We start from the raw sequence: 24,798 nt of genomic DNA on the forward strand, positions 1-24,798 counted from the left end.
GCCCGCGGGCGGCGGCGACCGGCGCTTCGTGTCCGTCCCGCATCCGAATCCGAATCCGAATCCGAATCCATCGAGGAGACGATCGATGTCAGCCCCTTTCCAAGCGGACGCCGCGCGTGCGGTTGCGCCCGGCGCCGGTTCAGCGGACGACGACGCGCTGTATCGCCGCATCGGCGCGCGGATCGTGCCGTTCCTGTTCATCTGCTACATCGTGTCGATCCTTGACCGCAGCAACATCGGCTTCGCGCAGTTGCAGATGCGGCAGGATCTCGGCCTGACCGACGCGATGTACAGCCTCGGCGCGGTGCTGTTCTTCGTGGGCTACGTGTTGTTCGAGGTGCCGAGCAACGCGTTGCTGCGCCGCTTCGGCGCGCGCCGCACGTTCGCGCGGATCATGTTTCTGTGGGGCGCCGTGTCGGTCGCGATGATCACCGTCGACAGCGCGAAGCATTTCTACGTGCTGCGCTTCCTGCTCGGGCTGTTCGAGGCCGGATTCTTCCCGGGCGTGGTGTTCTACCTGACGTACTGGTATCCGGCGCGGCGGCGCGCGTCGGTGCTGTCGATTTTCTACGCGGGCGTCGCGGTGGCAGGGATGGTCGGCGGGCTGTTGTCGGGCTGGCTCATGCGCGGGATGTCGGGCGTGCTCGGGCTGCACGGCTGGCAATGGATGTTCGCGATCGAGGGCGCGCCCGCGATCCTGCTCGGCGTGATCGCGTGGTTCTGGCTGTGCGATCGTCCCGAGCACGCGCGCTGGCTGTCGGACGCCGACCGGCAGCGGCTCGCGGCCGACCTGGCCGCCGACCGCGCGGGTGCGTCCGCGCATGCGCCGCGTTCGCTGCGGCAGGTGCTGGCCGAACCGCGCACGTACCTGTTCGCGTTCATCTACTTCTCGCTGACCACCGCGCTGCTGATGCTGCTGTTCTGGATGCCGCTGATGATTCGCGAATTCGGCATTCACGACGTCGTGCAGATCAGCCTGCTGTCGGTCGTGCCGAACGCGATCGGCGCGGCCGGCCTGATCGCGATCGCACGGCACTCGGACCGCAAGCGTGAACGGCGCCGGCACTTCGCCGCCTGCGCGTTCGGCGGCGCGGTGGCGCTTGCGCTGCTGACGCTGCACCTGCCGAGCATCGTCGCGATGATGGCGCTGCTGTCGGTCGCGGCGATGCTGATCTTCGCCGCGCATCCGGTGTTCTGGGCCGTGCCGTCCGCCTATTTCTCGGGCGCCGGCGCGGCGGGCGGGATCGCGCTGATCAGCAGCATCGGCGTGTCGAGCGGGATGATCACGCCGTGGCTCGTCGGGCTGATCCGCATGCGAACCGGCAGCATGGACCCGGCGATGCTGATGATCGCGGCGTTGCTGGCCGCGTGCGCGGTTGCGATGCTGCTCGGTGTGCCGCGTGGCGACGCAGGCGCGCGAACCGAAGCGCCGCATTGATGACGAGGCCGGCGAGCGGGCGGCGGCGCGTTGCTGTCGTTCTGTTCCCGGCGGAGGCGGGCGCCACGATTACCCCCGATACGCATTGCGCGCCGGCTTCGGCGCGCGCAACGAACGCGCCGGCCGCGCCGAAATGCGCACGCGCGACGCGGCAGACGGTCTCCAGTTCCGGCGGCGGCGGGAGCACCGGCTGACGGTCGGCCGAACCGCGTGCGGAGGCCGGCGCGTCACCGGTCTCGGTGATGAACATACGGAACCGCATGGTCGAATTTCGCAACGGACGATTGCTCTCGTGATCGGACGAATGCCGACCGCATGATGTTGCTCGGGAAACTGCAATCGCAGAGCTTACTGTTGCGCGAATTGTGTGGCAAGCGGGCCGGAATCAGATTTAAACGTGACCTATTTAATCCGGCAGGGAAATAATTCGGGGCACTTTCCCGACCCGCGGGCGGGCGGACGTCGCGTGTCACCGGCGCTTTCCCGCAGACGAATGAAGCGTTCGACGGCCGCCCGGAAACGTGCCGCCGAACCCTGGATGACTGCCGGCCGATTCACCGCGCGTCACCGCGTCCGATCCGCGTGATGCCCGCGCGATGCCCGGCGCGATCAGCGTGCCGACACGTAGCGCGGCGCGGGCGTATCGGTCGACAGGTGCGGCGCCATCGTGCGGCGTGCGGCCTCGTACGCTTCCCATTCGTCGCCCGCGTGCAGCGACGGGATCGTGACGAGTTCGCCGCGATCGAAACCGACCAGCGCCGCGTCGACCATGTCGGGCGCCGCCATCACGATCTCCTTCGGCAGGTGCTCGAGCGGCAGGCCGCCCGTCTGCCAGAAATCGGTGGCGGTCGCGCCGGGCAGCACCGCCTGCACCTGCACGCCCTTGCCGGCGAGCTCGTGATGCAGCGACTGGCTGAACGCGAGCACGAACGCCTTGCTGCCGCCGTACACGCCGTTCAGCGTTTCCGGCGAGATCGCGACGATCGACGAAATGTTGATCACGGCGCCGTTGCCGCGTGCGACGAAGCCGGGTACGGCCGCGTAGGTGAGGCGCGTGAGCGCGGTCACGTTCAGGTCGATCATCCGCGTCATCGCGTCGACGTCGCTGTCGAGCAACGGCGCATGCGTGCCGATGCCCGCGTTGTTCACGAGCAGCGTGATGCTCGCGTCGTGCTTCAGCTTCGCCTCGACGGCGGCGAGTGCCGCACGGTCGTTGAGATCGGCGTCGACGATCTCGACGCTGCGCTGCGTGTCGTTCGTGATGCGGTCGGCGAGGGCGGCCAGCCGGTCGCGGTTGCGCGCGACCAGGATCAGGTCGTAGCCGCGGCGCGCGAGCCGGTCCGCGTAAATGGCGCCGATGCCAGACGACGCGCCGGTAATGAGGGCGGTACCGCGATGTGCTTGCGTCATGATGTGCTCCGTTTCGTTGAGGATGGCCGGATGGCGTGAAAGCATTCTGGCTTCGAATCGCTGCGACACAAATGACGTAGATGAGTATGATTCAGGACATCGGGTCGGCCGACCCGCCCGGGACCGGAGAATACGCATGCACCGAATCGGCTTTCTGATCAGCGACGGCTTCCAGATCATGGCGCTCGCCGCGCAGTCGGTATTCGAGTACGCGAACCTGAGTGCGGGCGAGCCGTTCTACGTGATGGACAATTATTCGGTCGACGGCGGCGACGTGCGCTCGTCGCTCGGGCTGCCGGTCGCGACGCGCGCGCTGCGCGGGCGGATCGACGTCGATACGTGGATCGTCGCGGGCGTCAACGATCCGTGCGCTTCGCCGCCGCCGGCCGGCGTCGTCGCCTTCCTGCGCCGCGCCAACACGCGTGCGCGGCGGGTCGCCGGCATCTGCACGGGCGCGTTCGTGCTGGCCGAGGCCGGGCTGCTCGCGCAGCGCCGGGCCACCACGCACTGGGCGTACGGCCGCGACATGCAGCGGCACTACCCGGAGATTCGCGTCGAGGAAGACCGGATCTACATCGTCGACGGCCCGATCTGGACGTCGGCCGGGATGACGGCCGGCCTCGACCTCGCGCTCGCGATGGTGGAAAAGGATCTCGGCGCCGATGCCGCGCGCTCGGTCGCGCACAAGCTCGTGATGCCCCAGCGGCGGGCCGGCGGCCAGTCGCAGCATTCGGAAATGCTGGATCTCGCGCCGAAATCCGACCGGATCCAGAACGCGCTGAACTACGCGCGGCAGAACCTCGGCCGCGCGCTGACCGTCGAGGATCTGGCCGAGGCCGCGCACCTGAGCCCGCGCCAGTTCAGCCGCGTGTTTGCGCTCGAAACGGGGCAGTCGCCCGCGAAGGCGATCGAGCGGCTGCGGCTCGAAGCCGCGCGGCTGATGATCGAGCAGAGCCGCCATCCGCTCGACGTGATCGCGAAGGAGAACGGTTTTCGCGACCGCCGGCACATGCGCGAGGCGTTCGTGCGCGGGTTCGGCGTGCCGCCGCAGGCCATGCGTCGCGACGCGCGGGTGGGCGAACGGGAAACGGTCTGACGCGGCGGCGGCCGTTCTGCGCCCAGCGGCGAAATCGCGGAGAATCGTCGGCATCCTTCACGAGGAGCCGCCATGCATATCGCCCCATTCGAGATCGCGATACCGGACGAAGCCGTCGACGACCTGCGGCGGCGCTTGCGCGACAGCCGCCTGCCGATATTGACGCCGGGCGAGCCGTGGCAGCAGGGCGTCGATGGCGCGTGGCTGCGCGAATTGATCGCGTACTGGGCCGACGGCTTCGACTGGCGCGCGGCGGAACGCGAGTTGAACCGGCTGCCGCAGTTTGTCGCGGAGGTCGGCGGTCAGCGCGTGCATTTCGCGCATCGGCGCGGAGCGGGGCCGAAACCTTATCCGCTCGTCGTCACGCACGGCTGGCCCGGGTCATTCTTCGAATTCCACTTGCTGATCGACCGCTTGTGCGATCCGGCCGCGTTCGGCGGCGATCCGGACGACGCGTTCGACGTCGTCGCACCGTCGCTTCCCGGTTTCCTGTTCTCTCCCACGCCTGCCGCGCCGGGCACGTCGTCCTTCCAGGTCGCGGACCGCTGGAGGGAACTGATGTTCGGCCTCGGCTACCGGCGGTTCGGCGCACAGGGCGGCGATCTCGGCGCGGGCGTTTCGATCGCGCTCGGCGCGCGGCATGGCGATGCCGTCGACGGCATTCACCTGAACTTCCTGCCCGGTACCTACGAACCCGCGGCTGACGCCACTCAGCCGCTCAGCGCTGACGAGCAGGCATTCCTGCGGCAGAAGAACGACTGGATCGCACTGGAAGGCGGGTACGCGCATGTCCACGCGACGAAGCCGCACACGCTGGCCGTCGGACTCAACGATTCGCCGGCCGGGCTGGCGGCATGGATCGGCGAGAAATTCCGGGCCTGGAGCGACTGCGACGGCGACATCGCGCGCCGGTTTTCGCGGGACACGTTGCTGACCGGCATCTCGCTCTACTGGTTCACCGGGTGCATCGGGTCGTCGATTCAGATGTATTGGGAGAACCGGTTGCAGCCGATGCGCTTCGCTGCCGGGCAACGGATGGCGCCGCCGGTCGCGTTCGCGCGTTTCCCGAAGGAGATCGGCCGTCCGCTGCGCAGCTGGGTCGAACGCGTGTTCGACGTCGTGCAGTGGACCGACATGCCGGCCGGCGGCCATTTTGCGGCGATGGAGGAACCGGACCTGCTGGCCGCCGACATTCGCCGCTTCTTCCGGCGTTTTCGTTGATCTGAACGCGCGGGCCGGGATGCCGCCGGCAGCCGCCCGATCGACATGACATAGCGCACGGCGAAGATCGCGTCGTCGGCAAGGATGCGGTTCACGAGCGGCGCGCCTGAACCGCCCGGCGCTCAGCGCGTGACGAACGGCGCGGCGTCGTCCGGGGCCGTACGTGCATGCTTGCGCTGGCGCAGCAGCGCGACGCGGCAATTCTCGCGCGCGGTCTCGCGGCCGTCGTCGTCGAGCAGCACGAGATCGCCGCGCATCACGTTGAGCGTGATCACGTCCTCGCCCGGCGCGCCGAGCGTTTCCGGCGTATGCACCGAGCCGGCCGGTTCGAGCACCGTCGAGCCGGCGTGCGCGACCCAGTCGTACTCGCGGTAGCGCCACGCACCCTGCAGCGTATGGACGAACACCTCGCCGTCATGACGGTGGCGCGGCAGCGTGCCGCCGGCCGGCATCTTCAGCAGCGCGGTCAGCGTGTCCTCGGCCGCATTGATGTGCAGGTACTTGATCGCCAGCCCCGGCAGGTCGGCGCTCATCGGCAGCCACGGCAGCGCGTCGCCGGGCAGGCACGAGATCGGCGGCAGGTCGGTGGAGAGCGGGGCGGACGGCTGCGTCATGGCGGGAGGCGGAGCGGAAATGGGGAGCCCGCATTATCGCAGAGCCGGATCGCGCGGCTGAACGGGGTGGGCTGCAGCGGCGCAAGCGCAGGCGAAGAGGCGATTCCTGTATCCCGATATAGACAGTAAAACTGTACAGTTTGGCTGTCTATATGCTATCTTGAATTCATGAACACGCCATCGTCACCCTCCGAAGCGCTCCCTCTGGCCGGTCTCGCCGGCGAACTCCGCATCTCGGTCGGCAAGCTGATGCGGCGGATGCGGGAGCAGACCCATCCGAACGACCTCACGTCTTCGCAGAAATCGGTGCTGCTGCGGCTCGACCGCGACGGCCCCGCGACTGTGTCGGCGCTTGCCCGTGCCGAAAGCGTGCGCCCGCAGTCGATGCGCGTGACGGTCGCGACGCTGGAGGCGCTGGGCGCCGTCAGCGGCGCGCCCGATCCGACCGACGGCCGGCAGACGCTGATCGCGCTCACGTCCGGTTTCCGCAAGGTGCTGCAGGCCAACCGCGCGGCCAAGGACGACTGGCTGTTCCGCGCGCTGCACGCGCAATTGTCGGAGCCGGAGCTGGCCGAGCTCGCGTCGGCCGTGAAGCTGCTGCAGCGGCTCGCCGAATTCGAGGACCCGGCGCGGGCGTGAACCCCATCGACCCCATCGACCCGCTCCGGCGGAGGAAAACCCGAACATGAACATCCTGCCTCTCGTGTCGTATTTCTTCGGCGGCGCGTTCCTCGCGAACGCCGTTCCGCATCTCGTCAGCGGGCTGCGCGGCGAGCCGTTCCAGACGCCGTTCGCGAATCCGCCCGGCCGCGGGCTGTCGTCGTCCACCGTGAACGTCGTGTGGGGCTTCGTGAATCTCGCGATCGGCTATGCGCTCGTGGGCCGCGTCGGCGATTTCGACCTGAAGGTCACGGCCGACGCAGCGGCGCTTGGTCTCGGCATCCTGGTACTCGGCCTGTACGTCGCGCGGCACTTCGGCGTACTGCATGGCGGCAACGAGCCTGACCGGGAGCGGCCATGAGCGTGCCCGCGGCGGGCGTATTCCGCTCGCTTCGCAGCTTCAACTATCGCGTGTGGGCGATCGGCTCGCTGGTATCGAACATCGGCACGTGGATCCAGCGCACCGCGCAGGACTGGCTCGTCCTCACGCAGCTCACGCATCACGACGCGTCGGCGGTAGGCATCGTGATGTCGCTGCAGTTCGGCCCGCAGCTCCTGCTGCTGCCGTGGACGGGCTACGCAGCGGACCGTTTCGACCAGCGCAAGCTGCTGATGGCGACACAGGCGCTGATGGGGGCGCTGGCGCTCATGCTCGGCGTACTGACGGTCACGGGGTGCGTGCAGCTCTGGCACGTGTACCTGTTCGCGTTCCTGTTCGGTTGCGCGTCGGCATTCGACGCGCCGGTGCGGCAGACCTTCGTCGCGGAACTGGTTGCCGATCGGGAACTGGCGAACGCCGTCGCGCTCAACTCGACGTCGTTCAATGCGGCGCGGATGATCGGCCCGGCAGCGGCCGGGTTCGTGATCGCGTCGGTCGGCACGGGCTGGGCGTTCCTCACCAACGGGCTGAGCTTTCTCGCGGTGCTGGTATCACTGTCGCTGCTGCGCGCCGACGAGTTGCGCGCGCACGCGCGGGCCGACCGCAAGCGCGGGAGCCTGCTCGACGGGTTCCGCTACGTCTGGCAGCGCCCGGACCTGAAAGCGATCCTCGTGATGCTGTTCCTGATCGGCACGTTCGGGCTCAATTTCCCGCTGTTCATCTCGACGATGGCGGCCAGCGTGTTTCATGTCGACGCGCGCGGCTTCGGCGTCCTGTCGTCGATGATGGCGGTCGGCACGATTACTGGCGCGTTGCTCGCGGCGCGCCGCGACCGGCCGCGCTTCCGGCATCTGTGGATCGGCGCGGCGCTGTTCGGGCTCGGCTGCACGCTGGCCGCGCTGGCGCCGGGCTACTGGCTGTTCGGCGCGGCGCTCGTGCTGACCGGAATCGCCGCGATCACCTTCATGAATTCGACCAACAGCCTGATGCAACTGTCGACCGAACCGGCGATGCGCGGCCGCGTGATGGCGCTACGGCTGGCCGTCGCGCTCGGCGGCACGCCGATCGGCGCGCCGGTGGCCGGCTGGGTCGCGAACCATCTGGGCCCGCGCTGGGCGCTCGGCGTCGGCGCGGCATCGGGCTTTGCCGCGGCGCTCGTCGCGACGCATTTCCTGACGCGCAAGCAGGCGCAGCCAAGCCCGGGCGACGCCGCGTGAGCGGGCGCGAAACCGGCGCCGGGGCGCTGCGTCGTCACGCCGCCGGCCGCGCCGCCGCATGTGCGGCTTCCAGGCACGACTGGAACAGCAGCGCGGCCCGCGACGGCCGCGGCGAACGGCGCAGCAGGCTCACGAACCGGCACCGGTAATTGAACCGGTGCGGCGCGATCGGCTGCATCAGCCCCTTGTTTTCGAAGCTTTCCGCGTAGTGATCGGGCAGGAAGCCGAGATAGCGGCCGGACAGGATCAGCGTCGCGATCGATTCCTGGTCCGACGCGGTCGCGCTGCGCGTGAGCTTCGCGCGATGGCTCAGCTCCATGTTCGGCGAATGGAAGCCGAGCCCCGCGAACGCGTGGTTGCGGATCGTCGTCCACGTGAGCTTGCCGTGCGGCGCATCGAAGAGCGGATGCTGGCGGCCGCAGTAGAGCAGCATCCGTTCGTCGAACAGCTCCGAATACACGAGGCTGCCCGAGTTGCGGTGCGCGGGAATGATCCCGACCTGGTAGCTGCCGTCGATGATCCCGCGCTCCACCTCGTTGATCGACGCGACATGCAGGTTCAGCGCGACGTCGGGCGCCTCGTCCGCGAACCGGCGGATCGCGTCGCCGAGGCGCGCGTTCGCGTTGGTGGCCGTCTTGTCGAACACCGCGATATGCAGTTCGCCGCCCATCCGGTCGTGAATGCCGTCGATCCTGCTGCGAAATGCCTCCATCGACGCGAGCAGCCGCAGCGTCTCCTCGTATATCGTCTGCCCCTCGGGCGTCAGCGTGAAGCCCGCGCGGCCGCGCCGGCACAGCACGAGGCCGAGGCGCGTTTCCAGATCCTTCACGTGCCGGCTGATCGTCGAGATGCCGATATTCAGTTCCAGTTCGGCCGCCGCCATCCCGCCGCACTGCACGACGCCCTTGAAGACCCGCAGCAGGCGGAGGTCCATGTCGCTGAGCTGCCCGAGCAGCGCGCGGCTCTTCGGTTTCTTTGCTTGCATAATTGAGCAAGTGAACATTGATATTGCGATATTCAAAAGACTAATTGGCCTCCCGACAATGTGCAACATCATCACAAGGACGAGGGGCGCGCCGCGCCGACCGACATGACCGACATCAGCACCGCCGCCCAGCAGGACGACACGAACCTCCGCACCGACGCCGCCTGGCTCGACGCGCACTGGATGCCGTTCACGGCCAACCGCCAGTTCAAGGCCGACCCGCGCATGATCGTGTCGGGCAACGGCGCGTATTACACGGACGGCGAAGGCCGCAAGATCTTCGACGGCCTGTCGGGCCTCTGGTGCACGGGCCTCGGTCACGGCCGCACGGAAATCGTCGAAGCCGTGAGCCGTCAGGTCGCGCAGCTCGACTACGCGCCGGCGTTCCAGTTCGGCCATCCGAAATCGTTCGAACTCGCCAACAAGATCAAGGACCTGACGCCGGCCGGCCTCGACTACGTGTTCTTCACGGGGTCGGGCTCGGAAGCGGCCGACACGTCGCTGAAGCTGGCCCGCGCTTACTGGCGCGCGAAGGGCAAGGGCACGAAGACGCGCCTGATCGGCCGCGAGAAGGGCTACCACGGCGTGAACTTCGGCGGCATCTCGGTCGGCGGGATCGGGCCGAACCGCAAGCTGTTCGGCCAGGGCCTCGACGCCGATTTCCTGCCGCACACGCAACTCGCCGAGAACAAGTTCTCGCGCGGGATGCCCGAGCACGGCGCCGAGCTGGCCGACCGCCTGCTCGATCTGATCGCGCTGCACGACGCGTCGAACATCGCGGCCGTGATCGTCGAGCCGTTCTCCGGTTCGGCGGGCGTGGTCGTGCCGCCGAAGGGCTATCTGAAGCGGCTGCGCGACATCTGTACCGCGCACGACATCCTGCTGATCTTCGACGAGGTCATCACGGGCTTCGGCCGTGCCGGCGCAATGACGGGCGCCGACGCGTTCGGCGTGACGCCGGACATCATGAACTTCGCGAAGCAGGTGACGAACGGCGTGCAGCCGCTCGGCGGCGTTGTCGCATCGAAGGAAATCTACGACACGTTCATGGCGGCGGGCGGCCCCGAGTACATGCTCGAGTTCCCGCACGGCTACACGTATTCGGCGCACCCGGTCGCGTGCGCGGCCGGCGTCGCGGCGCTCGACCTGCTCGTGAAGGAAGACGCAGTGGCCCGCGTGCGCGATCTCGCGCCGCATTTCGAGGCAGCGGTGCACGGGCTGAAGGGCCAGCGCCACATCACGGACATCCGCAACTACGGGCTGGCTGCCGGCCTGACGATCGCGGCGCTGCCGGGCGAGCCGGCACGGCGCCCGTACGAGATCGCGATGCGCTGCTGGGCGAAGGGTTTCTACGTGCGCTACGGCGGCGACACGATCCAGCTCGCGCCGCCGTTCATCTCGGAGAAGCGCGAGATCGACAACCTGGTCAACGCGCTGTCCGACGCGCTGAACGAAGTGGACTGAGCCGCCGCTCGCCCGTCGCGACAACCGAATTCACGAAAGAGCCAGACCCATGAAACACGACAGCAATGTGACCTCCACCATCGGCCACCTGATCGACGGCAAGCGCGTCGACGGCGGCAGCCGCGTCCAGCCGGTGTTCGACCCGGCCACCGGCGAATCGCACAAGAGCGTCGCGCTTGCCGACAAGCTGACCGTCGAAGCCGCGATCGCATCCGCGCAGGCCGCGTTCCCAGCCTGGCGCAACACGCCGCCGCTGAAGCGCGCACGCGTGATGAGCCGCTTCAAGACGCTGCTCGAAGAGCACGCGGACGAGCTGTGCGCGCTGATCACGGCCGAGCACGGCAAGGTGCTCGCCGATGCGATGGGCGAACTGCAGCGCGGGATCGAGAACGTCGAATACGCAACCTACGTACCCGAGCTGCTGAAGGGCGAGCACAGCAAGAACGTCGGCCCCGCGATCGATTCGTGGAGCGAGTTCCAGGCGCTCGGCGTGGCGGCCGGCATCACGCCGTTCAACTTCCCGGTGATGGTGCCGCTGTGGATGTGGCCGATGGCCGTCGCGTGCGGCAACACGTTCGTGCTGAAGCCGTCCGAGCGCACGCCGTCGTCGACGCTGCGCATGGCCGAGCTCGCGCTCGAGGCCGGCTTGCCGCCGGGCGTGCTGAACGTCGTGAACGGCGACAAGGAAGCGGTCGACACGCTCCTGACCGACCCGCGCGTGAAGGCCGTGAGCTTCGTCGGCTCGACGCCGATCGCCGAATACATCTATTCGACCGGCTGCGCGCACGGCAAGCGCGTGCAGGCGCTCGGCGGCGCGAAGAACTTCGCCGTGGTGATGCCGGACGCCGACATCGGCAACGCGGTGAACGCGCTGATGGGCGCCGCGTACGGTTCGTGCGGCGAGCGCTGCATGGCGATTCCGCTGGTCGTCGCGATCGGCGACGAGACGGGCGACAAGGTCGTCGCGGGGCTGAAGGCCGAGATCGAGAAGATGAAGGTCGGCCCCGGCAACGGCGCGGGCGTCGACATGGGCCCGCTCGTCACGCAGCAGCATTTCGAGAAGGTGACGGGCTTCGTCGAAGCGGGCGTGGAAGCGGGCGCGACGCTCGTCGTCGACGGGCGCAGCGTGAAGGTCGACGGCCACGACGGCGGCTACTACCTCGGCCCGTGCCTGTTCGACGACGTGAAGCCCGGCATGCCGATCTACCAGCACGAGATCTTCGGGCCCGTGCTCGGCGTGATCCGCCTGAAGTCGCTCGACGAGGCGATGGCGCTGATCGACGCGCACGAATACGGCAACGGCACGTGCCTGTTCACGCGCGACGGCGAGGCCGCGCGCTACTTCAGCGACAACATCCAGATCGGCATGGTCGGCATCAACGTGCCGCTGCCGGTGCCGGTCGCGTACCACTCGTTCGGCGGCTGGAAGCGTTCGCTGTTCGGCGACCTGCACGCATACGGCCCGGACGCCGTGCGCTTCTATACGAAGCGCAAGACGATCACGCAGCGCTGGCCGTCGGCCGGCGTGCGCGAAGGGACGGTGTTCAGCTTCCCGTCGAACCGCTGACGCGCATTCCGGCTGCATGCAGCCGGCGCGAAGGCACAAAGGCCCGCCCCGATCGACGATCCGGGCGGGTTTTTGTTACGTCCGCGCCGAGTGCGCGGAAAACGGCGGAAGAGCGCTTACGGCGCGACCACGTGCCACATGTTCTTGAAGTTGTCGCCGTTGCGGTCGCCCTGTTTCATGTCCTTCGAGAAGAAGTACAGCGGCTTGCCCTTGTAGGCCCATTGCGGGCTGCCGTCGTCGCGCTTCACGAGCGTGTAGGGCCCGGCCGGAACGTCGGTCGCGCTGGCCTTGTAGGGCGGCCAGAAGGTTTCGCACTGGCCCGTGCATGCGCTGGTGCCGGCGTTGGGCTTGTCCTGGTCGAATGTGTAGACGGTCATCCCGTTCGCGCCGACGAGCGCGCCGTTTTCGACTTTCGTGATCGAGCCTTGGGCCGAGGCCGAAGCGGACGCAATGGCGAGCAGGGCGGAGCTGACGAGCAGCACGGCTTTCATGAATGCCTCCTGATAATCCGGTGGGCGGGCGCGATCGCGCACGGGCGAGCGTGCGCCGGGATCGCGATGAATGGTGCCGGAGCGCGGTGCCGCTGCCACCGGTGCGAGCGACGCAGGGTCGAATGGCGGCGGACGGAGCGCTTCATTCACGATAGGCGGTTTTTGGCCGGGCTGCGAGAAGATCGGGGGGCGTATCGGCCGGGCGTCGGTATCACGCAACGGCATCGCGATCGCCGTCGTGCGCTGCCCGGGTATTTGTCATCCGTCCCCGAGTGCCCGGCGCGCACGCCGATGCGTCAGCGCCGCGCGCGATGGCCGGCCTGCAGGCTGATTCAGTGGGATTGGGGCGGGTGTGCCGGCGCGGCGCCGTCAGCGAAATGCGGGCGTCGACGCGAGCGAGGTCAGCACGACGGGCATCGCGAGCGCCGCGGCGATCGTCTGGAATGCGGTGATGCCGGCCATCAGCGGCGCGTCGCCGCCGAGCTGGCGCGCCATGATGTACGACGCCGACGACGTCGGCAGCGCCTGGAACAGCAGTGCGACCGTCAGCGCCGCATCGCCGAGCCCGAACAGGCGGCCGGCGGCGAGCGTGATGAGCGGCATCGCGATGAACTTGAACGCCGATGCGACACACACAGGCCGCAGCCACGCACGGGCCGCATCGAATTTCAGCGCCGCGCCCACGCACAGCAGGCCGAGCGGCATCGACGCGGCGCCGAGCGCACGCACGGCCGGCTCGACGGCGGCCGGGAACGCCACGCCGCCGGCCTGCATCGCAATCCCGAGCGCGCATGCGACGACGAGCGGATTCGACAGGATCTGGCGCGCGAGCGCGGCCGCACCGAGCCGCGTGTCGCCGTAGCGCGCGAAGACCATCACGCACATCAGGTTGACGGTCGGGACGATCGCCGCGACGCATACGGCCGCGAGCGCGATGCCTTTCGCGCCGAACAGCCCGGCCGCCAGCGCGGTACCGACATAGTTGTTGAAACGCACGGCGCCCTGGAACACCGACGTGAAGCCGGCGCCGTCGACCCGTACGAACGGGCGGACCAGCAGAAGAAGCGCCGCGGCGAGTGCGGTCGAACCGACCAGCGCCGCAGCGAGCGGTAAAACGGGCAGCGCTTGCAGCCGCGCATTCGCGAGGCCGTCCGCGAACAGCGCGGGCAGCAGCACGTAGTAGCAGAGTCGCTCGGCGTGCGGCCAGAACGCTTCGGCGATGAAACCGGTGCGCCGCAGGCCGTGACCGAACGCGACCAGCAGCGCGACCGGCGCCAGCGCGAGCAGGATCGGGCCGATCATCGGCGCGCCTTCACGCGGGACGCGCGGGGCGACCGACAGGCAACACGGCGGAACGAGGCGGGAATCCATCCGGCGGGCAACATGGCGACACGCAATCGAAAGAGTGACGATGCCGCCAAGTTAACACGCGCAAGCAACAGGAATAATTGTTAATTATCGGGTGTTCAATGAGAAATTCTCATTGATGACGCGGTGACTTCGGCGGCCAGCGCACGCGCGAAACGTTCGGCCGGACGCGACTGGTGCTCGAGCAGCACGACTTCGCGCCCCATCTGCGGCTGGCCGAACGGCAAGCGCGTGACGGGCGGCAGGCGCGCAAGCGTCGCATCGGGAAGCGCGACGATCGCCGCGCCGAGCCCTCGCGCCACCATGCGCGCGATCGTTTCCGCGCTGTCCAGCACCATCTCCTCGCGCACGCGTACGCCGATGCGGCGCAGCTCGGCGGCGATCATCCGGCCGGCCCACGCCTGTGCGTCGAAGCGGATGAACGGCAGCGCGTCGAGCAGCGCGCCCGCGTCGCGTTCGGCATGGTCGGGCGGCGCGAGCAGCCAGAAGCGGTCCTCGTACAGCGTGGTCCACGTCAGTTCCGCCGGATGCGGGCGCACCGGGCGCGTCGTGATCGCCGCATCGAGTTCGCCGGCCGCGACGCGGTTCGCGAGTTCCGCCGACATGCCGGCCGACACGTGCACGCGCAACGATGGATGCGCATCGCGCAGCGCAAGCAGCGCGTCGGGCAGCGGGCCGGACAGCGCGGTCTGGATCGCGCCGATCCGCAGGCGTCCGACGAGCCTCTTCTCGTCGCTGAGCGCATCGGGAATCCGGTCGACCATCGCGAGCACCTGCTCGGCCTGCGCGAGCAGGATGTTGCCGGCTTCGGTGAGTACCGGCTGCCGGCGCGAACGGTCGAACAACTGCACGTTGTATTCGCTTTCGAGCGTCTTGATCTGCAGGCTTACCGCCGATTGCGTGAGGCCGATGGCTTCGCCGGCACGCGCGAAGGTCCGGTATCGGGCGATGGCGACCAGCGTTCTGAATGCGCGTAGTGACATGGACGAAGTGACGTGAGCCGCCGGCTGGACAGCAGGCGGCAGGCATGCGGATGGCCCGCGCCCATCATGCCCGTGCGGGTCGAAACGGGCAACCGGGAGTCGGTCCGGCAACGGCGGCCGAAGCGCGATCGCCGCCGCGTCACACCCACAAGCGATACATCCAGAACGACTCGTCGTCGATAAAGCGTTGCGTGAATTCGCTCGGCGAGAACCCGGTGATGCGCTTGACCTCGCGGCTCAGGTGCGCCTGGTCGGCGAACCCTTCGTCCAGCGCCAGCGTCGCCCAGTTGAACGCGGCGCCGGCTTCGAACCGGTCGCGTGCCGCGAAGAACGCGCTTTCCGTCCTGACGAGCGTCTGCCATTCGCGCAGCGACCGGCCGCTGTAGGTCTTGATACGCCGTTCGACCTGGCGCGGGCTGTGGGTATGCCGCCATTCGCGCGCCTGCAGTGCGAGGCGCTCGACCCAACTTCGTCCCGCATCGCGGAGCGACGACAGCGGCGTCGCGGGCCGAAGCGCCTGCCAGCGTGGCGCAAGATGATGTTCGATCGCCGCCAGCGCGTCGGCGTCGCGGTCCGCGCCGACCAGGGCATCGAGCAGCGGGCGCCAGTCGTTACCGAGGCACGCGTGCGCGTCGAGCACGCGGTCGTGGATGGCCGGCAGCGCGATGCCGAACAGCGCCCGCGCCGCATCGGCGGTGAAGCAGATCATGCCGAGCCGTCCGCCCGTCGGTGCCCATGCCACGGTGGGGGCCGAATGGCTGCCCGACAGCGTTGCTGCGGCACCGAAGGGGCGCCACCGCGGCCCGTCGGCCGTGTGTTCGACGAAGCCTACGTCGAGATCCCGATACCACGACACGCACACGAGCGGCGTGGCCGGAAAATGCGAGAGCCGCTGCGCGTCGCTCAATGCGACCCCGCGCGTGTCGTGCAACACGATCGCGACCACCGCGCCCTGCAGGGCGGCCGGCGCGGGGTACAGCCGCGCATGCGGCGACCGCCTGTCGCTCGGCGCGCGGGGGGCGCGTGCCAGCGGATCGGGGCACGACGGCGGGATCGATGACGGGTCGAAGAACATGACGCTGGAGTATAGGGAGCGACCAGACGCGTGTCGATGTCGTTTGCGTTCAAGACCGCCGGCATGCCGATGCGGACAATCCGGCCCATGAACACGCGATCCACTTCCTCATGTCCATTCCATGCGGGCGTTGCAGCTTCGGCGCCCGTGCTTCACCCGCCCGGCGTATGGCCGCCGGGGCCGCGTGCCGGCCTGACGGGTTGGGGGCTGCTGCGCGCGATGTCGCGCGACCTGCTCGGCGCGCTGGCCGGCTGGCAGCGCGCATACGGTGACGTCGTGCACTTGCGCGTGTGGCCCGAGCATGCGGTGGTCGTGACCGATCCCGCACTCGTGCGCGAACTCCTGGTCACGCATCACGATGCGCTCGGGCGCTGGGAGCGTGCCATCCGGGTGTTTGCGGAGGTTCACGGCCATAGCGTGCTGATCGCCGAAGGCGAGGCGTGGCGCGACAAGCGGCAGGCATTGCAACCGAATTTCATGCCGAAGCCGGTGCAGACGTTCGTGCCGTCGATCGCGGAGACAGCCGGCCATGCGCTCGCCCAGTGGCCCGCGCGCGATCCGGACTGGCCGATCGAAAGCGCACTGACGTCGCTGGCGATGGACGTGATCATGCGCACGATGTTTTCCGACGCGATCGGCGACGATGCGCGTGCGGCCGAGGAAGCCGTGCGCGCGGTGAGCGCGGCGGCCAATGCCGATTTCTACTGGCCCGCGAGCACGCCGGACTGGATGCCGTGGAAGCGCGGCAAGGCGCGGGCGATGGCCGTGCTGAACGGGCTGATCGACCGGCAACTGCATGCGCGTCTCGACCTGCCGGTGCGCGCGTGGCCCGATGATCTGCTGTCGCGCCTGTTGCGGCTGCATCGGAACGACGCACGGCGATGGCCGCTGCAGGCCGTGCACGACGAATGCATGACGGCGTTCCTCGCGGGCCACGAGACGACGGCCGGGGCGCTGACCTGGTGGGCATGGTGCATGGCAACGCATCCGGCGGCGCAGGCCGCCGCGCGCGACGAGGTGTCGCGCGTGCTGGGCGGTCGCGCGCCGTGCGCCGAGACGCAATCGTCGTTGCGCTACCTGAAGCACACGCTCGAGGAAACGCTACGCCTGTATCCGTCCGCGCCGATCCTGATCAGCCGCCGGGCGTCGCGGCCGATCGTGCTGGGGCCGTGGCAGTTTCCCGCGCGGACGCTGTTCATGCTGCCGCTGCAACTCATGCAGCGCGATGCGAGATGGTTTACGGAGCCCGACGAGTTTCGTCCCGAGCGTTTTGCGGACGATGCGCCGGCCGCGCCGCGCGGAACCTACATGCCGTTTGGCACTGGCCCGCGCGTGTGTCTCGGGCAGCATCTGGCGATGACGGAAATGACGGTTGTCGCGGCGATGATCCTGCAGCGCTACGAATTGTCGGCGCCGCCGGGCATGGCGCCGCCGCGGCCGGTGCTGAACGTGACGCTGCGGCCCGAGCGGCCGTTGCATCTCGCGATCGCGCCGGTGGCGCGAGCGGCGGACGGGGGGCCGTGCGATGCGTGCGGCGCGGCCGGGCGAGAGGGCCGCTGATTCGACGACGCATCGAACGCGACGACATGCTCGTCGGATTCGTGCGATGCGGCGGGCGACATCGAATCGCAGGAATGTGAACGCGTGCCTGCAACTGCTTTCGGCACACTGGCGCGGCATCGCGCAGGACCTATGCTTGAAGGGCCCAGCCCGGGCGGAGCCCAAGGAGGATGGTCATGCGCATGCTTCTCAACATACGAATCCCTCACGAGCCGTTCAACACGCTGGTGCGCGACGGCAGCGTCGGCGACGTGATCGCGCGAATACTCGAAGCGGTCAAGCCGGAGGCCGTGTATTTCACGGAGCAGAAAGGCGGGCGTGGCGCGGTCGTGATCGTCAACGTGGACGAGCCGTCGCAGATACCGGCGCTCGCGGAGCCGTGGTTCCTGATGCTCGATGCCGACTGCGAGTTTCGCGTGGTGATGTTGCCGGACGATCTCCGGCGCGCCGGGCTGGCGCAACTCGGCGCGAAGTGGAAGTAGCGGGAAGCCGCACATGACCTTGCGCCTGCTCGAGAACCGGGCGGGAGGAATGGCGCGGCGTTCGCGTGGCGACTATCGTGCAGACTGCGACGGTTCAACATTCGGCGCTTTCCTGTCTTTCGGTCGCAACAGCAACAGCAGGCCGCTCAGTGCCGCCGCGCCGACGAAAACGAAAAAACACCGTTCGTTCCATTGGTACAGGCTGTCGGGCGCCACGCCGCCGGCATTCCCGGCCGTGGCACCGGCTTCCAGCAGGAACGTGAAGACCGCCGGCACCGGTGCGGAACCCAGGTAGGCGAGGAACGCGAACTGCAGCCGGCCGCGTGTCAGGATCGACCAGATATCCTTCCCCATCAGCCAGGCGACCAGCACCAGGGGCGGCACGAGCACGATCGATGCGGCGCTGAGCGCACACAGAAACAACCAGCCAAGGCCGACGAGCGGAATGAGCGACATGGATCGGGATTCCTGTTATCGGGCAGTGTCGTTGTCGACGGAACATCCGCGCCTGCTTCACCGGATGAGCACGGCATGCGGCGCTTCACGGATATTGCCCGATTCCGCGCAGGTTGCCATCTGTCCGTATCGATGCGGTCATCCCGCCGCATCTTCCCCCAATGCCTGGATGAACCGCGAAAACAGTTCGGGTTGCGACGAAATCCCGAGCTTCGCGTACAGATGCCGCCGATGCACCTTCACCGTCTCCGGCGAAATCGTCAGCCGCTCGGCGATCGCCTTCGACGAATTGCCGCGCAGCACCATTCTCGCGATCGACATCTCGCGATCGGTCAGCACCCCGGCGCCGAAGCGCGCGAGCGCCTGCTCGACGCGCGCGCCGAGATCGGCATCGGGCATCGTGCGCGTGGCATCGCCCACCAGCCGCCAGTGCTGCCGGATCGCCGCGAGCACCCATGGCATCGCGGCCGTCAGCTTGCCGAGCGGCTCGACGTCGAAGCGCGCGGCCGCGCCGAGCGACAGCGACAGCAGCGTGTCGGCGTTCGGCCGCACGAGGATCTGGATCTCGTCGTCGCCGACCGCATCGCGGAAGTAGCTCAGGAAATACTCGCTCTGCCGGAACAGGTCGGGCGCGACTTCCTCGAGCCGGTAGCAGCCGTCGGCGAGCCCGTCGTGCGCGGCCTGCAGGAACGGGTCGAGCAGATACACGCCGTTCAGGTAGAGCGGCATGGGCGATGCCTTGTCGGTGCCGCCCGTGTCGTATTCGTCGAGCACGAGCGGCACGCCGTCGCGGCCGATCGCGGTCGCGAGCGCGTTGTCGAACGGCGCCATTTCATTGAGCAGCAGCACCAGGAACCGCCAGAAGCGCGGCTGACCGAGATGATCGATTGCGCGGCCGAGTGCCTGGTGCATTGCGATTTCGGAAAAGAGACGATCCATACCACCACCGGAAGGGCGTAACACGAAGGGGGAATAGCGGTCCTGAAATTGGCTTCCTAGACTGCCACGCAATCAGTCGGGCCCGAGTATGGGCGTTCAAAAAAGAGCGGCAAAGGGTTGGCCCAAGCACAGGAGAACGAAATGGCGATGATGTCGGAATCGACGGGCACGCTGCAAGCGGCGCCTGCAACGGAAGACGCGCCGCGCGCGCTGTCGCAGACGCTCAGCGTGCGCGATGCGGTGATGATCACCGTGTCGGGCGTGACGCCCGCAAGCTCGATCTTCGTGATCGCGCCGTTCGCGATCCAGCAGGCCGGCAGCGGCGCCGTGCTGTCGTTCGTGCTCGGCGGCGTGCTCGCGCTCGCGTTCGCGCTCTGCTACGCGGAGCTCAGCGCCGCGCACCGCAGCGCGGGCGGCGAGTACGTGATGGCCAAGCGCGTGTTCGGCACGCTGCCCGGCTACCTGACCTTCATCACGGTGCTGTCCGTCAGCGTGTTCATCCCGGCCGTGCTCGCGAGCGGCGCCGCGCCGTACCTGAACAATGCGCTCGGCACGCACTTCGGCAACCAGTCGGTCGCGTTGACGATCGTCCTGCTCAGCTACCTGCTCGGCATGCTGAACATCAAGACGAACGCGTGGATCACGGGCGCATTCCTCGTCGTCGAGATCGGCGTGCTGATGCTGATCGCGGGCCTGGGCTTCGGTTCGCCGCATCGCGGCGCGGAAGTGCTGGTCGCGCCGGTGGTCGCGAGCGGCAACGCGCTCGTGCCGGCGACGCTCGCGGCCATCGTGCCCGCGATCGGCACCGCGATCTTCTGCTACAACGGCTTCGGCTCGGCCGCGTATCTCGCGGAAGACCTGCGCGGCGGCAACCGCAACGTCGCGAAGGCGGTGATCTATTCGCTGCTCGTGATCCTCGTCGTCGAACTGGTTCCGCTCACCGCGATCGTGCTCGGCGCGCCGTCGCTGACGGAGCTGACGAAGAGCGCCGACCCGATCGGCTATGTCGTGCGCTCGCTGAGCAACCCGGCCGTGTCGCGCGTGGTCAGCGGCGGGATCTTCCTGTCGGTGTTCAACGCGATCATCGCGATCGTGATCACGATGGGCCGCCTGCTGTACAGCAGTGGCCGGCACGCGCTCTGGTCGCGCACCTGCAACCGCGCATTCTCGACGATCCATCCGCGCCTCGAATCGCCGTGGCTCGCGACGATCGCGCTCGCGGTGCCGTCGGCGGGGCTCGTGTTCGTGTCGAGCCTGGACGAACTGACCGCGTTCACGGTCGACCTGCTGCTGCTGATCTACCTGGTCGTCGGGCTCGCCGCGCTCGCGAGCCGGTTCGTGCGCCGCGACGTCGAGCATCACTACCGGATGCCGCTGTGGCCCGTCACGCCGCTCGTGGCGGTGGCGGGCGCCGCATACACGCTCTACACGACGCTGGCGACGGCAACGAAGCCGACCGACCTGATCATCATCGCCGGGCTGCTGGTCGCGGCACTCGTGATGTATGTGATCTGGGCGCGCCACAGCGCAGCATTCCGCGCGCTCTGAGCGCCGGATCGTCATCTTGCGACACCGAAACACCGAACCATTGAAAGACTGGAGGAATTGCATCATGCGCACGAGGGATCTCGGCATCCGCATCGGACTCGGCACGCCGGGCCGCTTCAACGCGATCACGGACGTTCCGGGCGTGCGGGTCGGACATTGCACGCTGAACGTCGAGAACGGCGACGCATCGATCCGCACCGGCGTCACCGTCATCGAACCGCGCGCGGGCGCCGCGCACGATTCGCCGTGCTTCGCGGGCGTGCACGTGCTGAACGGCAACGGCGACGCGACCGGGCTCGAATGGATCCGCGAGGCCGGCCTGCTGACGACGCCGATCGCCTATACCAACACGCACAGCGTCGGCGCGGTGCGCGACGCGCTCGTCGCGAACGAGCGCGAAGCGGCGGCCGGCCGCGTGTACTGGTGCATGCCGGTCGTGATGGAAACCTACGACGGGCTGCTGAACGACATCTGGGGGCAGCACGTGAGCGCCGCGCACGTGCTGCGCGCGCTGGCCGCCGCGCAGCCGGGGCCGGTCGCCGAAGGTGGCGTGGGCGGCGGCACGGGCATGATCTGCCACGAGTTCAAGGGCGGTATCGGCACCGCATCGCGCGTGCTCGCGGCCGACGCGGGCGGCTGGACCGTCGGCGCGCTCGTGCAGGCGAACTACGGCGTGCGCGAGATGCTGCGTGTGGCCGGCTACCCGGTCGGCGAAGTGCTGCGGCACGTGCATTCGCCGTTCCGTGCGCCGGACGCGCAAGGCGAGGCCGGCATGGGCTCGATCGTCGTGACGATCGCGACGGACGCGCCGCTGTTGCCGCATCAGTGCACGCGTCTCGCGCAGCGCGCGAGCGTCGGGCTCGCACGCGTCGGCGGCGGCACCGAGGATTCGAGCGGCGACATCTTCCTCGCGTTTGCAACGGGCAACGACGGCCTGCCGGCGGCGAACTACGGCAGCAAGGGCGCGCCTACCACCGGCGTGAAGATGGTCAACAACGACCATATTTCCGCGCTGTTCGTCGCGGCGGCGGAAGCGGTGGAGGAAGCGATCGTGAATGCGCTCGTCGCGGGCGGCGACGTCGAGTCGCGCGGCGCGCGGGTCGAAGGGCTCGGGCAGGCGCGCTTGCTGGATGCGTTGCGCGAAGTGGGCTGGCGGCCGGGGCGCGGCGCCTGAAACGGCATGCGCCGCTTCAATCGAAGCGGCGTGGTTCGGGGCGGCGATGCGGCGATCGGCCGGACCGCCGCCCGCACCGCATGCGCGAGCGGGCGATGCGGGCCTGGCCGTGACGACGCGGCGTCATGCTCAGCTGCCGAAGTAGATGTTGCAGAAGCTGACGGGGCCGACGCATGCGTTCGGGTCTTCCTGCTTCGATTGCGCACGATCGACGCGGCCTGCGGCCTTCACGGCTTCGGCGCGGTTCGCCTGTTGCGGTGCGACGTCTGCCGGCGCCGGCTGTGCGTGGGCGACAGCAGCGGTGAGCGACAGGGCAACGAGGGCGAGGTGCAGCGGCTTCATTTTGTTTCTCCTGGGTCAGTGCCAGTCTCGCTGGCAGTGAGGAAACTATAGGCTCGCACTGCTTGAAGATTAATCGCCGCGGCTGTAGAGCTTATTTCCATCCGGAACAAGGATCCCGTTGCGCGCGCACCGATGTTCAATGGCGGTGCCGGTTGAACGGCGCGTCCTTGTCCAGCAGCGCGCTGCGCATGAAGTGCAGGCAGCCGACGATTCGCTGCATGCTGCGGCGCGCGTCGGGCACCGCGTACCACGCCTGCAGCGTGTGCTGCGCCGCGCGGATCGCGAGATTCACCGATTTCAGCGTGCGCGCGTGATGGCCGGGCGTCGGATCGTCGAAGAAGCGCGGCAGCTCGTGCAGCACCGCATCGATCGAACCGGTCCAGCGCAGCGTCTGCGGCGGTTTCGAGGCGCAGAACGCGTGCAGTTCGTCGCGCAGGTCGATCACCGCGTGGCCGACCTCGAGCGTCGACAGCATCCAGCGCAGTGCGTCGCGGTGCTGCCGCGTGCGCCGCACGAGCAGCGTGCGCAACTGCGCCATCAGGTCGTGCGTGCTCGACTGGAAGCGCTGCGCGAGGCCGTCCGGCGCGCCTTCGCAGGCCAGCGTGACCTGGCGGCGCAGGTCGTGCGCGATGCGGCCCGTAAGCCACGGCATGTGGGTGGGAAACACGACCGCGAACACGAGCGAGCACGCGAGCAGCGCGATGACGATGGCCAGCCCGTTGTTGACCAGCACCTCGGGCGTATACGCGATCGCGTTGTCGGGGCCCGCAAGCAGGCAGAAGAACACCGCGAAGCCGATCCCGTAGCCGGACAGGCCCGGCCGCATCGCGAGAAACGCGCCGAGGCCGAGCACCGGCGCGAGCGTCGCGCACAGCAGCGGGAAGCCGTCGATGTTCGGATACACGTAGCACAGGAACAGGTAGCCGACGGCGGTCGCGAACGCCGCGCCGACACTCATCTGCGCGACGAACTTCGGCGCGCGCGGCGACGTCGAGCTGAGCGCGCAGGCGATTGCGGTCGCGATCACCGCGAGCGGGCCGCTCGGCCACTCGGACGCGAGCCAGAACGCGCTCATCGCGCCGACGGCGACGACCGTGCGCAGGAACGCGAAGCCGACGAAGAACGAATTGGTCTTTACCGCGTAATGCGTGACCGAGCGTTCGAATGCGTGATCGTCCTGGTCGAGCGACGCGTAGGTATCGGCGTAGCCGAGATATTCACCGATGAAGCGGTACAGCAGCTCGATCGCGGTATCGAAGTCGAGCAGGCCGCCGGCCGCATGGTCCTCGATGTTCCGCCGCGACGCGCGCGCGGCTTTCGGCAACGCGCCGTGGAAGCGGCGCAGTTCGAGCAGCGCGCCGGTGGCCGGCGCGATGCCGCGCTGCCGCTCGTCGCGCAGCGCGGCGAACCGTTGCGCGAGCGCGTCGACGTGCGGCGCCAGTGCGTCGAGCACCGCATCCGAGCCATTCGCGCGCAGGCGCTTGACGAGCTGGTGCAGCGCATGCAGCCGCGTGCATGCGTTCATGAACTCGCTGTTCAGCCGCGCGAGCCGGCGGCTGCGCGCGCGAATGTGCGGATCCTCGAACGACGCGAACGCGCGGTTGGCCTCGAAGCCGACGATGTCGTCGACGAAATCGGCGAAGCGCCGCTCGAAGTCGCCGCGTGCGACGTCGCCCCCGAGCGCGCCGGTCGTGAAGGCCGCGAACGTCGCGTGGCGCGCGCTCAGCGAGCGCATCAGCGCCTTCGCCGAACTGAGCGGCAGGATCAATGCGCTGACCGCGCCCGAGCATGCGATCCCGAGCGCGACTTCCGCGGCACGCGTGAGTGCCGACTGGAACAGCGTCTGCGGCGTCATCACGGACGGCAGGCCGATCAGTGCGGCCGTATAGCCGGCGAGCACGAAACCGTACCAGCGGAAGTGGCGGTTGCGCACCGCGAGCGCGATGCAGCCGCCGATCCACAGCGTGATGCCGGCCATGTACAGCTCGGGCTGCTGCGCGAACAGCCCGCCGAGCGCGAGCGCGGCGACGAGGCCGGCCGCCGTGCCGAGCACGCGGTAGAAGCTCTTCGCAAACACCATCCCCGACAGCGGCTGCATCAGCACGAACACGGTCGTCATCGCCGTGCGGGGTTGCGACATCTCCAGACGCATCGCGATGCCCATCGCCAGCAGCGCCGCGAGCACGGTTTTCGCGAGGTGCAGCCAGATCAGCCCGTCGCTGGCGGCCCAGTCGCGCGCCGCGTCGCCGAGCGGATCGAGCCATGCTCTCCATCGCGCGGGTTCGATGGAAGGTCGCTCGATCGCAGGTTGTGGCTTCATGAGTAGGGC

General features: G+C 68.5%; 24 protein-coding genes. 13 read left to right on the forward strand and 11 right to left on the reverse strand.

Annotation, left to right across the window (positions count from 1 at the left end; genetic code table 11):
* Nucleotides 1–85 precede the first annotated feature (85 nt).
* Both BFF94_RS06330 and BFF94_RS06335 read left to right on the forward strand, forming a co-directional pair.
* Nucleotides 86–1,438: an MFS transporter gene (locus BFF94_RS06330; protein ID WP_219139114.1), complete on the forward strand. Its 1,353-nt coding sequence runs from the start codon at nucleotides 86–88 to the stop codon at nucleotides 1,436–1,438.
* Nucleotides 1,401–1,757 carry a hypothetical protein gene (locus BFF94_RS06335; RefSeq protein ID WP_219139115.1) on the forward strand — a complete coding sequence of 119 codons (357 nt, stop codon included), beginning with the start codon at nucleotides 1,401–1,403 and terminating at the stop codon, nucleotides 1,755–1,757. Before BFF94_RS06330 ends, BFF94_RS06335 begins: the two co-directional genes overlap by 38 nt.
* 290 nt (nucleotides 1,758–2,047) lie before the next feature.
* On the opposite strand, the gene BFF94_RS06340 is transcribed toward BFF94_RS06335, so the two are convergent.
* Nucleotides 2,048–2,848 carry an SDR family NAD(P)-dependent oxidoreductase gene (locus BFF94_RS06340; RefSeq protein WP_128843221.1) on the reverse strand — a complete coding sequence of 267 codons (801 nt, stop codon included), beginning with the start codon at nucleotides 2,846–2,848 and terminating at the stop codon, nucleotides 2,048–2,050.
* A gap of 136 nt (nucleotides 2,849–2,984) precedes the next feature.
* Between BFF94_RS06340 and BFF94_RS06345 the strand changes: the two genes are divergently transcribed.
* Both BFF94_RS06345 and BFF94_RS06350 read left to right on the forward strand, forming a co-directional pair.
* On the forward strand, nucleotides 2,985–3,944 hold the full coding sequence (locus BFF94_RS06345) for a GlxA family transcriptional regulator (protein ID WP_219139116.1): 960 nt from the start codon (nucleotides 2,985–2,987) through the stop codon (nucleotides 3,942–3,944).
* Nucleotides 3,945–4,016: 72 nt separating this feature from the next.
* Entirely contained in the window at nucleotides 4,017–5,165 is a 1,149-nt protein-coding gene (locus BFF94_RS06350; protein ID WP_128843223.1) for an epoxide hydrolase family protein, read from the forward strand.
* A gap of 122 nt (nucleotides 5,166–5,287) precedes the next feature.
* Here BFF94_RS06350 and BFF94_RS06355 read toward each other — a convergent pair whose 3' ends face one another.
* Entirely contained in the window at nucleotides 5,288–5,779 is a 492-nt protein-coding gene (locus tag BFF94_RS06355) for a 2,4'-dihydroxyacetophenone dioxygenase family protein (RefSeq protein WP_128843224.1), read from the reverse strand.
* 168 nt (nucleotides 5,780–5,947) lie between these two features.
* On the opposite strand from BFF94_RS06355, the gene BFF94_RS06360 reads away from it, so the two are divergent.
* Genes BFF94_RS06360 through BFF94_RS06370 form a run of 3 tightly spaced genes read left to right on the forward strand, consistent with a single transcriptional unit; the run spans nucleotide 5,948 to nucleotide 8,035 of the window.
* Nucleotides 5,948–6,418, forward strand: a complete 471-nt coding sequence (locus BFF94_RS06360; protein WP_128843225.1) for a MarR family winged helix-turn-helix transcriptional regulator — start codon at nucleotides 5,948–5,950, stop codon at nucleotides 6,416–6,418.
* 46 nt (nucleotides 6,419–6,464) lie between these two features.
* Entirely contained in the window at nucleotides 6,465–6,800 is a 336-nt protein-coding gene (locus BFF94_RS06365) for a hypothetical protein (RefSeq protein WP_128843226.1), read from the forward strand.
* Nucleotides 6,797–8,035 (forward strand): MFS transporter, encoded by a 1,239-nt coding sequence (locus BFF94_RS06370; RefSeq protein WP_219139117.1) that lies wholly within the window; start codon nucleotides 6,797–6,799, stop codon nucleotides 8,033–8,035. Before BFF94_RS06365 ends, BFF94_RS06370 begins: the two co-directional genes overlap by 4 nt.
* Nucleotides 8,036–8,069: 34 nt before the next feature.
* Here BFF94_RS06370 and BFF94_RS06375 read toward each other — a convergent pair whose 3' ends face one another.
* Nucleotides 8,070–9,020 (reverse strand): LysR family transcriptional regulator, encoded by a 951-nt coding sequence (locus BFF94_RS06375; protein WP_128845101.1) that lies wholly within the window; start codon nucleotides 9,018–9,020, stop codon nucleotides 8,070–8,072.
* 105 nt (nucleotides 9,021–9,125) lie between these two features.
* Here BFF94_RS06375 and aptA point away from each other — a divergent pair, with 105 nt between their 5' ends.
* Together aptA and BFF94_RS06385 are read left to right on the forward strand one after the other, a co-directional pair.
* The gene (gene aptA / locus BFF94_RS06380; protein WP_128845107.1) at nucleotides 9,126–10,484 is read left to right on the forward strand and encodes an omega-aminotransferase AptA; all 1,359 of its coding nucleotides are present in this window, start codon (nucleotides 9,126–9,128) and stop codon (nucleotides 10,482–10,484) included.
* 49 nt (nucleotides 10,485–10,533) lie between these two features.
* Nucleotides 10,534–12,051 (forward strand): CoA-acylating methylmalonate-semialdehyde dehydrogenase, encoded by a 1,518-nt coding sequence (locus BFF94_RS06385; RefSeq protein ID WP_128845099.1) that lies wholly within the window; start codon nucleotides 10,534–10,536, stop codon nucleotides 12,049–12,051.
* 116 nt (nucleotides 12,052–12,167) lie between these two features.
* On the opposite strand, the gene BFF94_RS06390 is transcribed toward BFF94_RS06385, so the two are convergent.
* From BFF94_RS06390 to BFF94_RS06405, 4 genes are all read right to left on the reverse strand, one after another.
* The gene (locus BFF94_RS06390; protein WP_128845097.1) at nucleotides 12,168–12,542 is read right to left on the reverse strand and encodes a COG4315 family predicted lipoprotein; all 375 of its coding nucleotides are present in this window, start codon (nucleotides 12,540–12,542) and stop codon (nucleotides 12,168–12,170) included.
* A gap of 369 nt (nucleotides 12,543–12,911) precedes the next feature.
* Nucleotides 12,912–13,844 (reverse strand): AEC family transporter, encoded by a 933-nt coding sequence (locus BFF94_RS06395; protein ID WP_164497750.1) that lies wholly within the window; start codon nucleotides 13,842–13,844, stop codon nucleotides 12,912–12,914.
* 164 nt (nucleotides 13,845–14,008) lie between these two features.
* Nucleotides 14,009–14,893 carry a LysR family transcriptional regulator gene (locus tag BFF94_RS06400; protein WP_128845091.1) on the reverse strand — a complete coding sequence of 295 codons (885 nt, stop codon included), beginning with the start codon at nucleotides 14,891–14,893 and terminating at the stop codon, nucleotides 14,009–14,011.
* Between the two features lie 139 nt (nucleotides 14,894–15,032).
* Nucleotides 15,033–15,968, reverse strand: a complete 936-nt coding sequence (locus BFF94_RS06405) for a helix-turn-helix transcriptional regulator (RefSeq protein ID WP_128845089.1) — start codon at nucleotides 15,966–15,968, stop codon at nucleotides 15,033–15,035.
* An 87-nt stretch (nucleotides 15,969–16,055) separates the two neighbouring features.
* Here BFF94_RS06405 and BFF94_RS06410 point away from each other — a divergent pair, with 87 nt between their 5' ends.
* Both BFF94_RS06410 and BFF94_RS06415 read left to right on the forward strand, forming a co-directional pair.
* On the forward strand, nucleotides 16,056–17,528 hold the full coding sequence (locus BFF94_RS06410) for a cytochrome P450 (RefSeq protein WP_281426100.1): 1,473 nt from the start codon (nucleotides 16,056–16,058) through the stop codon (nucleotides 17,526–17,528).
* A gap of 176 nt (nucleotides 17,529–17,704) precedes the next feature.
* Nucleotides 17,705–18,010 (forward strand): panthothenate synthetase, encoded by a 306-nt coding sequence (locus BFF94_RS06415; RefSeq protein ID WP_128845087.1) that lies wholly within the window; start codon nucleotides 17,705–17,707, stop codon nucleotides 18,008–18,010.
* A 72-nt stretch (nucleotides 18,011–18,082) separates the two neighbouring features.
* Here BFF94_RS06415 and BFF94_RS06420 read toward each other — a convergent pair whose 3' ends face one another.
* Nucleotides 18,083–18,466: a hypothetical protein gene (locus BFF94_RS06420; RefSeq protein WP_128845085.1), complete on the reverse strand. Its 384-nt coding sequence runs from the start codon at nucleotides 18,464–18,466 to the stop codon at nucleotides 18,083–18,085.
* A gap of 138 nt (nucleotides 18,467–18,604) precedes the next feature.
* Nucleotides 18,605–19,405, reverse strand: coding sequence for a helix-turn-helix transcriptional regulator (locus BFF94_RS06425; protein ID WP_128845083.1), 801 nt, complete (start codon nucleotides 19,403–19,405; stop codon nucleotides 18,605–18,607).
* A gap of 141 nt (nucleotides 19,406–19,546) precedes the next feature.
* Here BFF94_RS06425 and BFF94_RS06430 point away from each other — a divergent pair, with 141 nt between their 5' ends.
* Nucleotides 19,547–20,953 (forward strand): APC family permease, encoded by a 1,407-nt coding sequence (locus tag BFF94_RS06430; RefSeq protein WP_128845081.1) that lies wholly within the window; start codon nucleotides 19,547–19,549, stop codon nucleotides 20,951–20,953.
* Nucleotides 20,954–21,017: 64 nt separating this feature from the next.
* Nucleotides 21,018–22,127: a DmpA family aminopeptidase gene (locus BFF94_RS06435; protein ID WP_128845079.1), complete on the forward strand. Its 1,110-nt coding sequence runs from the start codon at nucleotides 21,018–21,020 to the stop codon at nucleotides 22,125–22,127.
* A gap of 129 nt (nucleotides 22,128–22,256) precedes the next feature.
* On the opposite strand, the gene BFF94_RS06440 is transcribed toward BFF94_RS06435, so the two are convergent.
* Together BFF94_RS06440 and BFF94_RS06445 are read right to left on the reverse strand one after the other, a co-directional pair.
* Nucleotides 22,257–22,469, reverse strand: coding sequence for a hypothetical protein (locus BFF94_RS06440; protein ID WP_096474441.1), 213 nt, complete (start codon nucleotides 22,467–22,469; stop codon nucleotides 22,257–22,259).
* A gap of 136 nt (nucleotides 22,470–22,605) precedes the next feature.
* The gene (locus tag BFF94_RS06445) at nucleotides 22,606–24,789 is read right to left on the reverse strand and encodes an FUSC family protein (RefSeq protein ID WP_219139118.1); all 2,184 of its coding nucleotides are present in this window, start codon (nucleotides 24,787–24,789) and stop codon (nucleotides 22,606–22,608) included.
* Between the last annotated feature and the right edge of the window lie 9 nt (nucleotides 24,790–24,798).

The sequence above is a fragment of the Burkholderia catarinensis genome (assembly GCF_001883705.2).
In the GTDB taxonomy this organism is placed as follows: Bacteria; Pseudomonadota; Gammaproteobacteria; order Burkholderiales; family Burkholderiaceae; genus Burkholderia; species Burkholderia catarinensis.

Excerpts from the sequence above, each read along its gene's own strand:
- BFF94_RS06330 (WP_219139114.1), top strand. The coding sequence starts at position 86 with ATGTCAGCCCCTTTCCAAGCGGACGCCGCGCGTGCGGTTGCGCCCGGC.
- BFF94_RS06340 (WP_128843221.1), bottom strand. The coding sequence starts at position 2,848 with ATGACGCAAGCACATCGCGGTACCGCCCTCATTACCGGCGCGTCGTCT.
- BFF94_RS06345 (WP_219139116.1), top strand. The coding sequence starts at position 2,985 with ATGCACCGAATCGGCTTTCTGATCAGCGACGGCTTCCAGATCATGGCG.
- BFF94_RS06350 (WP_128843223.1), top strand. The coding sequence starts at position 4,017 with ATGCATATCGCCCCATTCGAGATCGCGATACCGGACGAAGCCGTCGAC.
- BFF94_RS06355 (WP_128843224.1), bottom strand. The coding sequence starts at position 5,779 with ATGACGCAGCCGTCCGCCCCGCTCTCCACCGACCTGCCGCCGATCTCG.
- BFF94_RS06360 (WP_128843225.1), top strand. The coding sequence starts at position 5,948 with ATGAACACGCCATCGTCACCCTCCGAAGCGCTCCCTCTGGCCGGTCTC.
- BFF94_RS06365 (WP_128843226.1), top strand. The coding sequence starts at position 6,465 with ATGAACATCCTGCCTCTCGTGTCGTATTTCTTCGGCGGCGCGTTCCTC.
- BFF94_RS06370 (WP_219139117.1), top strand. The coding sequence starts at position 6,797 with ATGAGCGTGCCCGCGGCGGGCGTATTCCGCTCGCTTCGCAGCTTCAAC.
- BFF94_RS06375 (WP_128845101.1), bottom strand. The coding sequence starts at position 9,020 with ATGCAAGCAAAGAAACCGAAGAGCCGCGCGCTGCTCGGGCAGCTCAGC.
- aptA (WP_128845107.1), top strand. The coding sequence starts at position 9,126 with ATGACCGACATCAGCACCGCCGCCCAGCAGGACGACACGAACCTCCGC.
- BFF94_RS06385 (WP_128845099.1), top strand. The coding sequence starts at position 10,534 with ATGAAACACGACAGCAATGTGACCTCCACCATCGGCCACCTGATCGAC.
- BFF94_RS06390 (WP_128845097.1), bottom strand. The coding sequence starts at position 12,542 with ATGAAAGCCGTGCTGCTCGTCAGCTCCGCCCTGCTCGCCATTGCGTCC.
- BFF94_RS06395 (WP_164497750.1), bottom strand. The coding sequence starts at position 13,844 with ATGATCGGCCCGATCCTGCTCGCGCTGGCGCCGGTCGCGCTGCTGGTC.
- BFF94_RS06400 (WP_128845091.1), bottom strand. The coding sequence starts at position 14,893 with ATGTCACTACGCGCATTCAGAACGCTGGTCGCCATCGCCCGATACCGG.
- BFF94_RS06405 (WP_128845089.1), bottom strand. The coding sequence starts at position 15,968 with ATGTTCTTCGACCCGTCATCGATCCCGCCGTCGTGCCCCGATCCGCTG.
- BFF94_RS06410 (WP_281426100.1), top strand. The coding sequence starts at position 16,056 with ATGAACACGCGATCCACTTCCTCATGTCCATTCCATGCGGGCGTTGCA.
- BFF94_RS06415 (WP_128845087.1), top strand. The coding sequence starts at position 17,705 with ATGCGCATGCTTCTCAACATACGAATCCCTCACGAGCCGTTCAACACG.
- BFF94_RS06420 (WP_128845085.1), bottom strand. The coding sequence starts at position 18,466 with ATGTCGCTCATTCCGCTCGTCGGCCTTGGCTGGTTGTTTCTGTGTGCG.
- BFF94_RS06425 (WP_128845083.1), bottom strand. The coding sequence starts at position 19,405 with ATGGATCGTCTCTTTTCCGAAATCGCAATGCACCAGGCACTCGGCCGC.
- BFF94_RS06430 (WP_128845081.1), top strand. The coding sequence starts at position 19,547 with ATGGCGATGATGTCGGAATCGACGGGCACGCTGCAAGCGGCGCCTGCA.
- BFF94_RS06435 (WP_128845079.1), top strand. The coding sequence starts at position 21,018 with ATGCGCACGAGGGATCTCGGCATCCGCATCGGACTCGGCACGCCGGGC.
- BFF94_RS06440 (WP_096474441.1), bottom strand. The coding sequence starts at position 22,469 with ATGAAGCCGCTGCACCTCGCCCTCGTTGCCCTGTCGCTCACCGCTGCT.
- BFF94_RS06445 (WP_219139118.1), bottom strand. The coding sequence starts at position 24,789 with ATGAAGCCACAACCTGCGATCGAGCGACCTTCCATCGAACCCGCGCGA.